At 64.6% G+C, this 13,608-nt stretch carries 12 protein-coding genes; 8 read left to right on the top strand and 4 right to left on the bottom strand.

The window, feature by feature from the left end; translation table 11 throughout:
- Positions 1-40 precede the first annotated feature (40 nt).
- The gene (locus tag LB532_RS16370; RefSeq protein ID WP_181169387.1) at positions 41-673 is read left to right on the top strand and encodes a class I SAM-dependent DNA methyltransferase; all 633 of its coding nucleotides are present in this window, start codon (positions 41-43) and stop codon (positions 671-673) included.
- On the opposite strand, the gene LB532_RS16365 is transcribed toward LB532_RS16370, so the two are convergent.
- Both LB532_RS16365 and LB532_RS16360 read right to left on the bottom strand, forming a co-directional pair.
- Positions 674-3,127: an FAD-dependent oxidoreductase gene (locus tag LB532_RS16365; RefSeq protein ID WP_140640133.1), complete on the bottom strand. Its 2,454-nt coding sequence runs from the start codon at positions 3,125-3,127 to the stop codon at positions 674-676. It lies immediately after the preceding gene.
- 4 nt (positions 3,128-3,131) lie between these two features.
- On the bottom strand, positions 3,132-4,010 hold the full coding sequence (locus LB532_RS16360) for a phosphotransferase family protein (RefSeq protein WP_140640131.1): 879 nt from the start codon (positions 4,008-4,010) through the stop codon (positions 3,132-3,134).
- Between the two features lie 443 nt (positions 4,011-4,453).
- Between LB532_RS16360 and LB532_RS16355 the strand changes: the two genes are divergently transcribed.
- Positions 4,454-5,224, top strand: coding sequence for a DeoR/GlpR family DNA-binding transcription regulator (locus tag LB532_RS16355; protein WP_140550215.1), 771 nt, complete (start codon positions 4,454-4,456; stop codon positions 5,222-5,224).
- 1 nt (position 5,225) lies between these two features.
- Here the strand turns inward: LB532_RS16355 and LB532_RS16350 are convergent, their stop codons facing one another.
- A complete protein-coding gene (locus LB532_RS16350; RefSeq protein WP_140640129.1) occupies positions 5,226-6,125 on the bottom strand; it encodes an NAD(P)/FAD-dependent oxidoreductase in 900 nt (299 codons plus the stop codon).
- Complete coding sequence (locus LB532_RS16345; protein ID WP_140640127.1) at positions 6,115-6,564, bottom strand: RrF2 family transcriptional regulator; 450 nt, start codon at positions 6,562-6,564, stop codon at positions 6,115-6,117. Before LB532_RS16345 ends, LB532_RS16350 begins: the two co-directional genes overlap by 11 nt.
- Before the next feature lie 89 nt (positions 6,565-6,653).
- Between LB532_RS16345 and LB532_RS16340 the strand changes: the two genes are divergently transcribed.
- The 6 genes from LB532_RS16340 to LB532_RS16315 all read left to right on the top strand — a co-directional run bounded on the left by LB532_RS16340 (position 6,654) and on the right by LB532_RS16315 (position 13,581).
- Complete coding sequence (locus tag LB532_RS16340) at positions 6,654-7,580, top strand: LysR substrate-binding domain-containing protein (RefSeq protein WP_027023699.1); 927 nt, start codon at positions 6,654-6,656, stop codon at positions 7,578-7,580.
- 123 nt (positions 7,581-7,703) lie between these two features.
- Positions 7,704-8,858: an ABC transporter substrate-binding protein gene (locus LB532_RS16335; protein ID WP_140640125.1), complete on the top strand. Its 1,155-nt coding sequence runs from the start codon at positions 7,704-7,706 to the stop codon at positions 8,856-8,858.
- A 204-nt stretch (positions 8,859-9,062) separates the two neighbouring features.
- Complete coding sequence (locus LB532_RS16330) at positions 9,063-10,061, top strand: ABC transporter ATP-binding protein (RefSeq protein ID WP_140640123.1); 999 nt, start codon at positions 9,063-9,065, stop codon at positions 10,059-10,061.
- 240 nt (positions 10,062-10,301) lie between these two features.
- A complete protein-coding gene (locus LB532_RS16325) occupies positions 10,302-11,267 on the top strand; it encodes an ABC transporter permease (RefSeq protein ID WP_140640119.1) in 966 nt (321 codons plus the stop codon).
- Complete coding sequence (locus LB532_RS16320) at positions 11,257-12,072, top strand: ABC transporter permease (RefSeq protein ID WP_140640117.1); 816 nt, start codon at positions 11,257-11,259, stop codon at positions 12,070-12,072. The genes LB532_RS16325 and LB532_RS16320 overlap by 11 nt, the downstream gene beginning before the upstream one ends.
- Before the next feature lie 81 nt (positions 12,073-12,153).
- Positions 12,154-13,581, top strand: a complete 1,428-nt coding sequence (locus LB532_RS16315) for a gamma-aminobutyraldehyde dehydrogenase (RefSeq protein ID WP_140640115.1) — start codon at positions 12,154-12,156, stop codon at positions 13,579-13,581.
- Positions 13,582-13,608: the final 27 nt, after the last annotated feature.

Raw genomic sequence — 13,608 nt, 5'->3', positions numbered from 1 at the left:
CCGTACGAGACCAATTTAGGGCATGGCGGACAGGACAGAAGTGACCGACAGCAAGCATAAGGGCGCGCTTGGCGCTGCCTACGCGGCCAAGCGCCCGGAAGAAGTGGCGGCGCTCTATGACCGTTGGTCGCAGACCTACGACAGCGACATGTCGGCCGCCGGCTATCGCCATCCCACCATCTGCCTGGCCTTGCTGGCCCGCCATCTGCCGCGCGGTTCGGCCCCGCTGCTCGATGCGGGGGCCGGCACGGGGCTCATCGGCGAATGGCTTGACATTGCCGGCTACCCCGAGGTCGAGGCGCTCGACATCTCGCAAGGCATGCTGGATCAGGCCGCGCGCAAGGGCGTCTATTCGGCCCTGCATTGTCTGGCGCTTGGCGGGCCGCTACCCTTTGCCGACAACGCCTATGCCGGGGTGATCTCGGCCGGCGTCTTTACCTCGGGCCATGTCGGTGCCGAAGGACTGGACGAACTGATCCGCATCTGCCGGCCGGGCGGCGTGATCGTGCTGACGGTCAAGAACACGCTCTGGGATCTGGGCTTTGCCGCGCGTGTCGCGGAGCTGGAGGCGCAGGGGCTGGTCACCCGCATCGAGGAAACGCGCCCGTACGTCTCGATGCCGGGCGAGGCCGATACGGTGCCCAGCCGCTGCCTAGCCTTGCGTGTGACCTGATTACGCTTTGATCCTGATCCCCGCCGGATCATACATCGGCTTGAGATGGATTTCTGCCGGCGTGCGCTGCATCGCCACGACCAGCTCATAGCGGCCCGAGGCGAGAAAATCGTCGCTCACGCCGTCGGCATTGCGCACATAGCCGTAGCCGATGTTCTTCTCCACGGAGTAGCCATAGCCGCCGCTGCTGAGATAGCCGACCGGCTCGCCATTGCGCAGGATCGTCTCGCGCCCGACGAGCACGATTTCAGGATCGTCGACCGTGAAGCCGACGAAACGCTTCTTCAGTGCACCGCCAGTGATTTTCTCCAAGGCGCGTCGCCCGATGAAATCCGTATTCTTGCGAAGCTTCACCGCCCAGCCGAGGCCGGCCTCCAGCGGCGTGTCGTTGGGGGTGATGTCGGATCCCCAGGCGCGATAGCCCTTTTCCAGCCGCAGCGATTCCAGCGCCCGGTAGCCGACCGGGCGGATGTCATGTTGCTTGCCTGCCGCCATCAACGCGTCGAAGATCTCGCCGGTTGCCGAGATCGGCACATGCAGCTCCCAGCCGAGTTCCCCGACATAGGTGACGCGCAACGCCCGCACGGTGTGGCCGGCAATGACAATCTCGCGGGCATGGCCGAATGGGAAGCCGCTGTTGGAAACGTCGGCATCGGTCACGCCGGCGAGCACCTCGCGGGCGCGCGGTCCCATCAGCGACAGCGTGCCGAAATCCTCGGTGACGTCGGTGAGCGTGACGTCGAGCTCCTTTTCGACGTGGTCGCCGATCCAGGACAGGTCATGGGTGCGGAAACCGGTGCCGGTGACGATGTAGAACCTTTCCTCGCCGAACCGCGATACGGTGAGGTCGGCCTCTATGCCGCCGCGCGTGTTGAGAAGCTGCGTATAGGTCAGCCGGCCGGCCGGCTTGTTGACGTCATTGGCGCAGATCCAGTCCAGCGCCTTCAGCGCGTCGGGCCCGCTCAGTTCGTATTTGGCGAAGGACGACTGGTCGAAGATGCCGACATGCTCGCGCACATGGCGATGTTCGTCGCCGACGGCCGAAAACCAGTTCTGCCGGCCCATGGAATAGATGTCACGCGGCTCGACGCCTTCGGGGGCGAACCAGTTCGGCCGCTCCCAGCCGAGCTTCGAGCCGAACACGGCGCGGTGCTGCTTCAGCCTGTTGTACAGCGGCGAAACGATGCGCGGCCGGCCGGAAAGATACTCCTCATGCGGAAAGCCGATCGTGTAGTGCTTGCCATAGGCTTCCAGCGTGCGCTCGCGGACCCAGTGCCGGTCGCGATGCAGGCTGGAAAAACGCCTGATGTCGACGACCCACAGATCGAACGGCGCCTCGCCATCGACTACCCATTGCGCCAGCACCCAGCCCGCGCCGCCGCCCGAAGCGATGCCGAAGGCGTTGAAGCCGGCGCCGACGAACATGTTGGCGCATTCGGGCGCCACGCCGAGGATGAAATTGCCGTCCGGCGTGAAACTCTCGGCCCCGTTGATCATCTGCTTGACGCCGACGGTTTCCAGCGCCGGGACGCGCGCGATCGCTTGGCTCATATGCTGTTCGAAATGATCATAATCGTCGTCGAACAGCCTGAACTCCCAGTCGTTGGGCACGTCGCCCCCGGGGAGATCAGTCGTCCAGGCCTGCGGGTTCGGCTCATAGCCGCCCATTACCAACCCGCCGACCTCTTCCTTGAAATAGGTGCGCCGGTCCGGGTCGCGGATGGTGGGGACATCGGTCGCCAGCCCGTCGATCTTCTCAGTGACGATAAACTGGTGCTTCACCGGTTGCAGCGGCACGTTGATGCCGGCCATGGCGCCAACCTGCCGCGCCCATTGTCCGGCGCAGTTCACCACCTTGTCGCAGGCGATGTCACCCTTGCTGGTTTTCACCGCAAGGATGCGGCCGTCCTTGATCTCGAAGCCGGTGACGCGCACATCCTCGTAAAGCCTTGCACCATGCATGCGCGCTCCCTTGGCCAGCGACTGGGTGACGTCGGATGGGCTCGCCTGACCGTCGGTCGGCAACCAGGAGGCGCCGACGAGATCGCCGGTTTCCATCAGCGGCCACATGGTCTTGACCTCCGCCGGTGACAGCAATTGCATGTCCATGCCGAAACTCTTCGCCGTCGTCGCCAGCCTCTCGTACTCGGTCCAGCGGTCGGCATTGGTGGCAAGGCGCAGGCACCCGCTCATCTTCCAGCCGGTGGCAAGGCCGGTCTCGGCCTCCAGCCCCTTGTAGAGGTCGACCGAATATTTCAGCACGCGCGTGATCGAGGCCGACGAGCGCAGCTGCCCGACCAGCCCGGCGGCGTGCCAGGTCGAACCCGAGGTCAGCTTGCCCTGTTCGAGCAGCACCACATCTGCCTTGTGGTCGCGCGCCAGATGGTAGGCCGTCGAGCAGCCGATAATACCGCCGCCGATGACGACGATCGCTGCCTGGGTTGGCAAAGTCATGGGTTCAGGTCCCGTATTTTGTCCGGTAGTTTTCCAGCGCGGCGTCGAGCCGGGTCAGGTTTTCTTCCGTGTAGGCGACGTAGTCGATGCCGGGCACGTCGAGGTAGAGTTCCGAAACCATGCTCCACATCGCCTCGCGCAGCAGGGAGGCGCATTGCATGGCCGCATGCGAGCGGCGGATCGCCTCATCTGGCTCCTTCATGAAATAGGCAGTCAGGAAGGCGAAGGATTCCTCGTCGCTCATGCCGGCGTTCGAGGCGACGCCGGCAAGGTCGAACATCGCGGTGTTGAAGCCGGCATATTCGAAGTCGATCAGCCATAGCCTGCTGCCGTCGTCGAGAATATTCGCCGGCAAAAGATCATTGTGGCCGAACACGATAGGCAGCAGTTTCTGGGCGCGTTCGAGTTCGTCGGCCAGCACCAGCAGGCGCGGCAGGTCGCCCGCCTTGCGGCTGCCGGCGTCCTCCAGCGTGCGCGCATAGTCGCGGATGACGTGGAACACCCAGAACATGAAGCCGGCACCGGAGACGTGGTTGGGCATCTCGCGGTGGAAGCCCCGCATCAGGGCGGCGACACGGCCGAGATTGGCGCGCACGTCCTCAGCCAGACAGGTCTTGGCGCCGAGATACTCCGTCACCAGAATGCCAGGTTCGGCATGGCGGACCGCAGGCGCGAAACCGGCGGCATGCGCGGCGCGTGCGGTCATCACCTCACGCTCGCGAAAGACGTGGTGGAAGGGATAGTCCCTGCCAAAGCGCACGACATGTCTCCCGGCCGCGTCCTTGACCAAGTAGTTGGCATTGCTCAGTCCGCCGGGCAGCGGCTCGATCTCGACGCTGCCTGTCCAGCAAGGCAGGGCACGGATGCGGTCCTCGGCCGTCATGAATTCGCCCTTCGTCCGGCAAGGCGCCGACGGAGCGGCGCCGCCGCGGCGGCCCGCCGTTTGTCCGGACGCTCGTTCTGGCAAAGACCTCGCCGGCGCGGCATTCGGGATCGGTATCCCGCGCCGCACCGACGAGCCCCACGTGCCGGGCTCTTCGAGGCCGGCATCCGCCCCCGCGGATGAGAAAATTCTTCCAGTCGCCCTCGCGTCAGGCAGTTTCCAGACCTTGGGGCACACAAATTCAGATCAGGCTCCGCTATCGCTCTTCCGTGGCAGTGCGAGCCTGACACGGCATCAGTGTCACGCCGGGTAAGCCATGTTGTCAACGAGATTCTGTGGCTTTTTCTGCTTTCCTGCCCGTATTCTTTCGAGATTCCGTGTAATATGCGGCAGATTTGCCATAGAAGCGGTCACTGCATCATGGCGCGACCGGAAATGACCCGATGAGCCATTCCAAGCGACACGGCGAAATCCTGCGGTTTCTGCAGGAGGAAGGCACCGTCACCATCGCGAGTCTGGCCGACCGCCTGGGCGTTTCGCTGGAAACCGTGCGCCGCGACGTCAAGCCCCTCACCAGCGACGGCTCGCTCCTGAAGATGCATGGCGCCGTGGGGCTGCCGTCGACGATCGGCGAAGCGCCGTTCGAACGGCGCATGCGCGAGAACGCCGAGGCCAAGCGTCTCATCGCCCGCATGGTCGCCGCCACCATCCGCGACGGCGAATCGATCATGCTCGACACGGGAACGACCACCTCGTTCCTGGCGCGTGAACTGCTCGGCCATCGGCGGCTGACGGTCGTCACCAACTCATCAGACATCGCCCGCACGCTGGCCACCGTCAACGGCAACAAGGTCTACATGGCCGGCGGCGAGCTGCGTAGCGATTCCGGCGCCGCCTTTGGCGCCTCGGCCATCGACTTCGTCAGCCGCTTCTCGGTCAGCCATGCGGTGATCTCGACGGGCGCGGTCGATGCGGTGACGGGTGTCATGGATTACGACCTCGACGAGGCCGAGTTCGCCCGCATGGTGCTGTCGCGCGGCCAGCGTTCGCTCGTCGTCACCGATCATTCCAAGTTCGGGCGCCAGGGCCTGGTGCAGGTCTGCGGCTTCGACGGCTTTTCTGAACTGGCCACCGACCGGCCGCCGCCGCGCGACATCGCTGCTGGCCTGGCGCAGGCCGGCGCGCGGCTCAGCATCGCGGGCGACGCAGCCTGACCTAACCGAATACCAGCGACTGGTGGGCGCATATGCCGGCGAAGGCGCCGCCCGCCACGGCGAAGGCGATGTTGTGCATCGCGCGTGACGCGTCCCCCGCGGCGTAGACGCCGGGAACCGTCGTCTGCTGCCTGTCATCGACTGATATCACCGGGCCGAGGGGACCGTCCGTGAAGCCGCAACCGAGCTGTTCGGCCACCGGGCTCGCCATGCTATTGCGCGGCGCGGTGAATATCGCGCGAACCCCGGCCTTTCGGCCGCCGTCGAGGATCACCGTCAAGCCGCCCGCGCCATCCTCCCGCAGTTCGGCGACCGCAGCGGGTTCGAACTTCACATTCTTGCCTTCCAGGAGAGACATCTGTTCAGCATCGGGCTCGATCAGGCCGTTGCCGAACAGCGTGACGTCGCCCCAGTCGGCGATCAACTGCGCCTGATGCAGGGACATGGGCCCGGTCGCGAGCACGCCAAGCGGTCTGCCGGAAACTTCGTAGCCGTGGCAATAGGGGCAGTGCAGCACGGTCTTGCCCCACTGCTCGGCAAGCCCGGGAACCTCCGGCAGGATGTCGCGCACGCCGGTGGCCAGAACCACCCGCGCGGCGCCGAAGGTCTCGCCGCCCTCTGTGCTGATTTCGAAGTCGCTGCTGCTATTGGCGACTGCCTTGTCCGCACGTCCCTTGACAAGCCGGGCTGTCGGATAGGCCAGCAATTGCCGTCTTGCCTCTTCCAGGATGGCGCCGGGCGTGCGCCCGTCCTGGCCGAGGAAACCGTGCGAATGCGTGGCAAACCGATTTCGGGGCTGGCCGGCGTCGATCACCAGGACGTTGCGCCGGGCCCGGGCCGCCTGGATGGCGGCGGACAGGCCGGCAAAGCTGCCGCCGACGACGGCAAGATCATACTGCATGGCTGGAGACTCCGATGAGGTCGTAACGGCGGCGGAAGTCGGCGGTCAGGTCGGCCAGCGTGATGCGGCTGAGCTTCTCCGCCAGCAGCTTCTCCGCCGCGATGCGAAAATCGTCGAGGACGGCGATCACGGCCTGCTCGACAAGGCAGCCGGGGCTCTCCGGCTCGGTGCCGAACGGCAGCAGCGTCTCGCCAAGCGCGGCGCTGATTTCGGCCAGCGAGATCTTGTCGGGCCGGCGCCCGAGCAGCCAACCGCCGCCATGGCCGCGTGAAGAGGTGACGATGCCGGCGTCCCGCAACCCTGCGATGGTGCGGCGCACCACGACCGGATTGGTGTGGATGAAGGTGGCAAGCTGCTCCGAAGTCAGCGCCTGCTCGGGCTTCTCGGCCATGTGGACCAGAATGTGCAAGGTGGACGACAGCCGGCTGTTGCGTTTCATGTAACTTATTTAGTTACGAGTTCGGAAGCCGTCAAGTTGCCGATCCGTTTCCACTTCCCAGCGCCGTCTCCGCCGTGTTTAGTCGGGCCATGGCTTTCACCATCCGCCAGTTGCAGTTCTTCATCGCCGTCGCCGAGCAGGGCACGGTGTCGGGTGCCGCGCAGAACCTCTCCATTTCGCAATCCTCGGTCACCGAAGCGATCAAGGAGCTCGAAGGCGATCTCGGCGTCGAATTGTTCGACCGCCATCCTCGCGGCCTCAACATCACCCACAAGGGCCACCAGTTCCTGCGTCATGCCACCAAGATCCTGGCCGATGTGTCCGATGCGCGCCGCGCCTTCCTCGGCGAGCAGGCGACAGCGGGCGGCCGGCTGCAGCTCGGCGTCACCTCGCTGGTCGCCGGCTACGTGCTGTCGGACCTGCTTGCCCGCTACCGTCGTGCCTATCCCGGCGTGGAGGTCTCCGCCATCGAGGACAATGGTGACTATCTCGAGCATCTGCTGATCGGCGGCAAGCTGGACATCGCCGTGATGGTCACCTCCAATCTGCGCGACCGAACCGCGCTGCAATCCGAAATCCTCGAAGTCTCGGCCTACCGCCTGTGGCTGCCGCTCGGGCATCCGCTCGCCGGCGCCGACATCATCGGCATCGGCGACATCGCTTCGGAGCCGCTGATCATGCTGACCGTCGACGAGATCGAGGAGAATACCGGCAAGCTGCTGACGGCAATCGGCGCCAAACCGCATGTCGCCTTCCGCACCCGTTCGGTCGAAGCGGTGCGCAGCCTTGTCGCCACCGGCGCGGGCGTGGCGCTGCTGCCCGACCTCGTCTACCGGCCGTGGTCGCTCGAAGGCGACCGTATCGAGTCGCGCGACGTCTCCGGCGCCTTGCCTGTCGTCCAGGTCGGCATGGTCTGGCGCCGCGGCTCCGGCCTGCCGCAGGCCGCGCGCGATTTCATCGGCCTCGCGCAGTCGCAGCGCATGGTTCGCCAGCGCCCCGACAAGAACGGCCGCTGATCTATCGGAAAAACCGATATCCCCCTTCTGATAAATGAATTTGCGAAACCGGGATTTTCACAGCAACTTCGTTTCAGGGAACAAAGCCGCCGAAGCGCGGGCCCTATCAATGGGAGATAGACGATGAATTCATTCCTGAAGTCATGCACTGCACTGACGGTCGCGCTGACCTTCGCCGGCCAGGCCGTCGCTCAGGTCACTGAGCTCGGCAAGGGTGAAGGCGAGGTCAACATCGTCGCCTGGCCGGGCTATATCGAGCGTGGCGAAACCGACAAGGGCTATGACTGGGTCACCGCATTCGAGAAGGAAAGCGGCTGCAAGGTCAACGTCAAGACCGCCAACACGTCGGACGAGATGGTCTCGCTGATGAACGAGGGCGGCTTCGACCTCGTCACCGCTTCGGGCGACGCGTCGCTGCGCCTCGTCGCCGGCAAGCGCGTGCAGCCGATCAACACCGATCTCATCCCGAGCTGGAAGACGGTCGACGACCGCATCAAGGACGCCCCCTGGTTCACCGTCGACAAGGTGCATTACGGCATTCCCTACCAGTGGGGGCCGAACGTGCTGATGTACAATACCGATGTCTTCAAGGAAGCGCCCAAGAGCTGGAACGTCGTCTTCGAGGAGATGAAGCTGCCGGACGGCAAGTCCAACAAGGGCCGTGTCCAGGCCTATGATGGTCCGATCCACATTGCCGATGCCGCCAACTACCTGATGTTCCACAAGCCGGAGCTCGGCATCAAGGACCCCTATGAATTGAACGAGGACCAGTACAAGGCCGCGCTTGAGTTGCTGCGCGTCCAGCGCACGCTGGTCGGCCGCTACTGGCACGACGCCGCCATCCAGGTCGACGATTTCCAGAACGAAGGCGTGGTTGCTTCCGGCTCGTGGCCATACCAGGTCAACACGCTGATCGCGGCCAAGAAGCCCGTCGCCTCGACCGTGCCGGAGGAAGGCGTCACCGGCTGGGCCGACACCACCATGATGGAGGCCGACGCGGCACATCCGAACTGCGCCTATATGTGGCTCGAACACTCACTTTCGCCCAAGGTGCAGGGCGACGTCTCGGCCTGGTTCGGCTCGCTGCCGGTCGTCCCCGCCGCCTGCAAGGGCAACGAGCTGCTGACCGACGAAGGCTGCAAGACCAACGGCTACGAAAATTTCGACAAGATCAAGTTCTGGAAGACGCCGGTGACCAAATGCGCCACCCAGAACGACCAGTGCGTGCCCTATTACCGCTGGGTGTCGGATTATATCGGCGTCATCGGCGGGCGGTGATTTTCTTTACCCTCCCCCTTGTGGGGAGGGTCGACGCGCAGCGTCGGGGTGGGGGCGGCGCGGCGGTCCATGCCAGAGCACCCCCACCCGCGACTTCGCCGCGACCTCCCGCATCGAGGGGGAGGTAAGTGGCGCGCGCGTTCGCCGTCCAGCCACGATTGCGGGCGACCGAACAGAACCCAATCGGCAAGAGACTGACACCCCATGACCTCAGCCGTTTCCTTTCAGAAAGTCTCGCGCCATTTCGGCAGCGTGCGCGCCGTCGACACGGTCGACCTCGAAATCGTGCCTGGCGAGTTCTTCGCCATGCTCGGGCCGTCGGGCTCCGGCAAAACGACCTGCCTGCGTCTCATTGCCGGCTTCGAGCAGCCGACGACGGGTTCGATCTCGATCTTCGGCGAGCGCGCCGAGGGTGTTCCGCCCTATCGCCGCAACGTCAACACCGTCTTCCAGGACTATGCGCTGTTCCCGCATCTCGATGTGCTCGACAATGTCGCCTATGGGTTGATGGTCAAGGGCATCGGCAAGGCCGGGCGGCACAAGGCAGCGGAAGAGGCGCTGTCTTTGGTCAGGCTGCCCGGCTACGGCGCTCGCCGCCCTGGCCAGCTTTCCGGCGGCCAGCGCCAGCGCGTCGCGCTGGCCCGCGCACTGGTCAACCAGCCCAAGGTGCTGCTGCTCGACGAGCCCCTCGGCGCGCTCGACCTCAAATTGCGCGAGAACATGCAGGAAGAGCTGAAGTCGCTGCAAAAGGCGCTCGGCATAACCTTCATCTTCGTCACCCACGATCAAGGCGAGGCGCTGTCGATGGCCGATCGCGTCGCCGTCTTCAACGACGGCAGGATCATGCAGATCGGCACGCCGGAAGATATCTACCAGCGGCCGAGCACCCGCTTCGTCGCCGATTTCGTCGGTTCCTCCAACGTGCTGCCGCCGGATTTCGTCCAGCGCTATTGCGGCCAGCGCCGCTGGGGCAGCCTGCGACCCGAATCGATCCGCGTCGGCCGCGCCGCGAAAGGCGACGGCGTGGCCGCGCGCCTGGTCGGCACGAACTATCTTGGAGCCACGACCAGGCTGGCGCTCGACGCCGACGGGCTGAAGCTGCACGCCATCGTACCGGCCGGCACCGCCCTGCCCGGGGAAGGCGAGGCGGTGGTGCTCACCTTCAACCGGGAGAGCCTGCATTTGATGGACGAAGCGGTGTGATGGCTAATAGGCTTACCGAGGTGCTCTACGGGGCCCTCCTCTGTCCTGCCGGACATCTCCCCCACGAGGGGGGAGATTGGATTTCACCTCGGCTTTCGCCAATCACCAACGTCGCAGAACAGGCGCCGCGGGCCAAGCTGCCGATCTCCCCCCTTGTGGGGGAGATGGCCGGCAGTCCAGAGGGGGGCGCCGTAGAGCGCGGCCTTGCTGGCCTTGATCCGGTGAGAACGTAGGCGCGTCATGACCATTGCCGCGCTCAACCCCAATCCAGCCCCTGCCATCCTGCCCGGCAGCGGCGGCCTGCGTGGTGCGCTGTCGGACCTCTTCTGGCGCAGGCCGCAACTGCTCCTTCTGCTCATGCTTTTGCCGCCGGTCCTGTGGCTCGGCATCGTCTATATCGGTTCGTTGTTCGCGCTTCTGGCGCAGAGCTTTTTCTCGATCGACGAGTTCTCCGGCCTCATCAACCGTGAGTTCACGTTGAAGACCTATGGCGACCTGTTGCAGGCCGCCAATCTCGACATCATTCTGCGCACGGTGACGATGGCGGCCCTGGTGACGCTGGCCGCGGCCGTCGTTGCGTTCCCCATCGCCTATTACGCGGCGCGCTATGCGCGCGGCCGCTGGAAGGCGCTGTTCTATCTCGGCGTCATGCTGCCGCTGTGGTCAAGCTACCTGGTCAAGATCTACGCCTGGAAATTGATCCTGGCCAAGGAAGGCATTCTCACCTGGCTGCTCGCCAAGCTGAACCTGTTGTGGTTGCTCGATGCGTGGCTGTCGCTGCCGGTCGTCGGCGGCAACTCGCTGTCGGTGTCGTTCACCGGCACCTTCATCGTTTTCGTCTATGTCTGGCTGCCCTTCATGATCCTGCCGGTGCAGGCTGCCCTCGAGCGCGTGCCCGGCAACCTGGTCGAGGCCTCTTCCGACCTCGGCGCCTCGCCAGGCCAGACTTTTCGCAATGTGCTGTTCCCGCTGGCGCTGCCCGGCATTGTCGCCGGTTCGATCTTCACCTTTTCGCTGACGCTTGGTGACTACATCATCCCGCAGATCATCGGCACGTCGCGCCTGTTCATCGGCCAGGCCGTCTATTCGCAGCAAGGCACCGCCGGCAACATCCCGCTCGCCGCCGCCTTCACAGTGGTGCCGATCGTCATCATGGGCTTCTACCTCTGGGGCGCCAAACGCATGGGGGCTTTCGATGCGCTCTGACCGTGCCCAATCGGCTCCGCTTGGCCTCAAAGTCGCCGCCGCCTGTGGGCTGCTGTTCCTGCATCTGCCGATTCTGCTGATCTTCGTCTATGCCTTCACGACGGAGGAGAAGAGCTTCGTCTGGCCGCCGCCGGGGCTCACCACGCAGTGGTTCGCCGTCACCTGGAACCGGCCGGACGTGTGGGAAGCGCTGTCGCTCTCGGTGCGCGTCGCCGCCATCTCGACGGCCATCGCGCTGGTTCTCGGCACGCTGTGCGCCGCCGCGGTGTCACGGACGAAATTCTTCGGCCGTGAAACCATTTCGCTTCTGGTCATCCTGCCGATCGCGCTGCCCGGCATCATCACCGGCATTGCGCTGCGTTCGGCTTTCGCGCTGGCCGACATTCCGTTCTCGTTCTGGACGGTCGTGCTCGGCCACGCCACCTTCTGCGTGGTTGTCGTCTACAACAATGCCGTTGCCCGCTTCCGTCGCACCTCCGGCTCGATGATCGAGGCCTCGATGGATCTCGGCGCGGATGGTTTTCAGACCTTCCGGCATATCGTGTTGCCCAACATCGCCACGGCGCTGCTGGCCGGCGGCATGCTGGCCTTTGCGCTGTCGTTCGACGAGGTCATCGTCACCACCTTCACCGCCGGCCAGCAGCAGACGCTGCCGATCTGGATGCTTGAAGAACTGATCCGCCCGCGCCAGCGCCCGGTCACCAATGTCGTGGCCATGGTGGTGGTGCTGGTGACGCTGCTGCCGATCCTCGCCGCCTATTACCTGACCCGCGACGGCGACCAGATCGCCGGCAGCGGGAAATGAAAACAGCGAATAGCGAGTAGCGAATAGGGAAATCGTTAGCCAAACCCTATTCGCTACTCGCTCCTCTTCAAGGAGAAACCAATGGACGCCCAGATGCTGATCGGCTCGAAGTTCGAGAAAGGCACCGAGACCGAGGAGCCGGTCCTCAATCCGAAGACCGGGGCGACCATTCTCAATCTCCCCGAGGCAAGCCCGGCGCAGATCGAGGCGGCGGTGACGGCGGCCGGCAAGGCGTTCGCGGCTTGGTCGCGAACCACGCCCGCGCAGCGCTCGGGCTATCTTCTTAAGATCGCCGACCGCATAGAGGCGGAAGCCAATGAATTCGCGGCGCTCGAGGCGCTGAACTGTGGCAAGCCGATCAATGCCGTGCTCAAGGACGAAATCCCGGCGATCGTCGATTGCTACCGTTTCTTCGCCGGCGCCGTCCGCTCCATGCCGGGCCAGGTGGCCGGCGAGTACCTGCCGGGCCACACCTCGATGGTCAGACGCGATCCGATCGGCATCGTCGCCTCCATCGCGCCGTGGAATTACCCCTTGATGATGATGGCCTGGAAGCTGGCGCCGGCGATCGGCGGCGGCAACACGGTCGTCTTCAAGCCGTCGGAGCAGACGCCGCTGACGGCGCTGAAACTGGCGAAGATCCTGGCCGAAATCCTGCCCGAAGGGGTCGTCAATGTCGTGCTCGGACGCGGGGACAGCGTCGGCAACACGCTGATCAACCATCCCAAGGTCAACATGATCTCGATCACCGGCGATGTCGCCACCGGCAAGAAGGTGCTCCAGGCGGCCGCCAAGTCGGTCAAGCGCACGCATCTGGAACTCGGCGGCAAGGCCCCGGTCATCGTCTTCGACGATGCCGACCTCGGCGCCGTGGTCAATGGCCTGCGCGCCTTCGGCTACTACAATGCCGGCCAGGACTGCACCGCCGCCTGCCGCATCTATGCCGGCAAGAAGGTCTACGATAAGCTTGTCGCGGACCTCTCCTCGGCGGTCTCGACCATCAAATACAACCGTCCCGACGATACCGAAAACGAGATCGGACCATTGATCTCGCGCCGCCAGCGCGACCGTGTCTCGAGTTTCGTCGAGCGCGCCTCGGAATTGAAGCACATCGAGATCACCACCGGCGGCAAGCCGGGCGAGGGCACCGGCTTCTACTACCAGCCGACCGTCGTCGCCGGCGCCTTGCAGGAGGACGAGATCGTGCGCCGCGAAGTGTTTGGTCCGGTCGTCTCGGTGACCCGTTTCTCGGATGTCGATGAGGCGGTGAACTGGGCCAATGACAGCGATTATGGCCTGGCATCGTCGGTGTGGACCAGGGACGTCTCGCGCGCCATGGCGACCGCCGCTCGCCTGCAATATGGCTGCACCTGGATCAACACCCACTTCATGCTGACCAACGAGATGCCGCATGGCGGGCTGAAGCAATCCGGTTACGGCAAGGACATGTCGCTCTACGCGCTGGAGGATTATACAGCCGTGCGCCATGTGATGGTGGCGCACGGATAATCTGTCTGCTTCCGGCAAAGGCGGATC

The organism is Mesorhizobium sp. ESP-6-2, from assembly GCF_020164675.1.
Classification (GTDB): Bacteria; Pseudomonadota; Alphaproteobacteria; order Rhizobiales; family Rhizobiaceae; genus Mesorhizobium.
This window is presented reverse-complemented; position numbering and strand designations above follow the sequence as displayed.

Excerpts from the sequence above, each read along its gene's own strand:
- LB532_RS16365 (WP_140640133.1), bottom strand. The coding sequence starts at position 3,127 with ATGACTTTGCCAACCCAGGCAGCGATCGTCGTCATCGGCGGCGGTATT.
- LB532_RS16360 (WP_140640131.1), bottom strand. The coding sequence starts at position 4,010 with ATGACGGCCGAGGACCGCATCCGTGCCCTGCCTTGCTGGACAGGCAGC.
- LB532_RS16355 (WP_140550215.1), top strand. The coding sequence starts at position 4,454 with ATGAGCCATTCCAAGCGACACGGCGAAATCCTGCGGTTTCTGCAGGAG.
- LB532_RS16350 (WP_140640129.1), bottom strand. The coding sequence starts at position 6,125 with ATGCAGTATGATCTTGCCGTCGTCGGCGGCAGCTTTGCCGGCCTGTCC.
- LB532_RS16345 (WP_140640127.1), bottom strand. The coding sequence starts at position 6,564 with ATGAAACGCAACAGCCGGCTGTCGTCCACCTTGCACATTCTGGTCCAC.
- LB532_RS16340 (WP_027023699.1), top strand. The coding sequence starts at position 6,654 with ATGGCTTTCACCATCCGCCAGTTGCAGTTCTTCATCGCCGTCGCCGAG.
- LB532_RS16335 (WP_140640125.1), top strand. The coding sequence starts at position 7,704 with ATGAATTCATTCCTGAAGTCATGCACTGCACTGACGGTCGCGCTGACC.
- LB532_RS16330 (WP_140640123.1), top strand. The coding sequence starts at position 9,063 with ATGACCTCAGCCGTTTCCTTTCAGAAAGTCTCGCGCCATTTCGGCAGC.
- LB532_RS16325 (WP_140640119.1), top strand. The coding sequence starts at position 10,302 with ATGACCATTGCCGCGCTCAACCCCAATCCAGCCCCTGCCATCCTGCCC.
- LB532_RS16320 (WP_140640117.1), top strand. The coding sequence starts at position 11,257 with ATGCGCTCTGACCGTGCCCAATCGGCTCCGCTTGGCCTCAAAGTCGCC.
- LB532_RS16315 (WP_140640115.1), top strand. The coding sequence starts at position 12,154 with ATGGACGCCCAGATGCTGATCGGCTCGAAGTTCGAGAAAGGCACCGAG.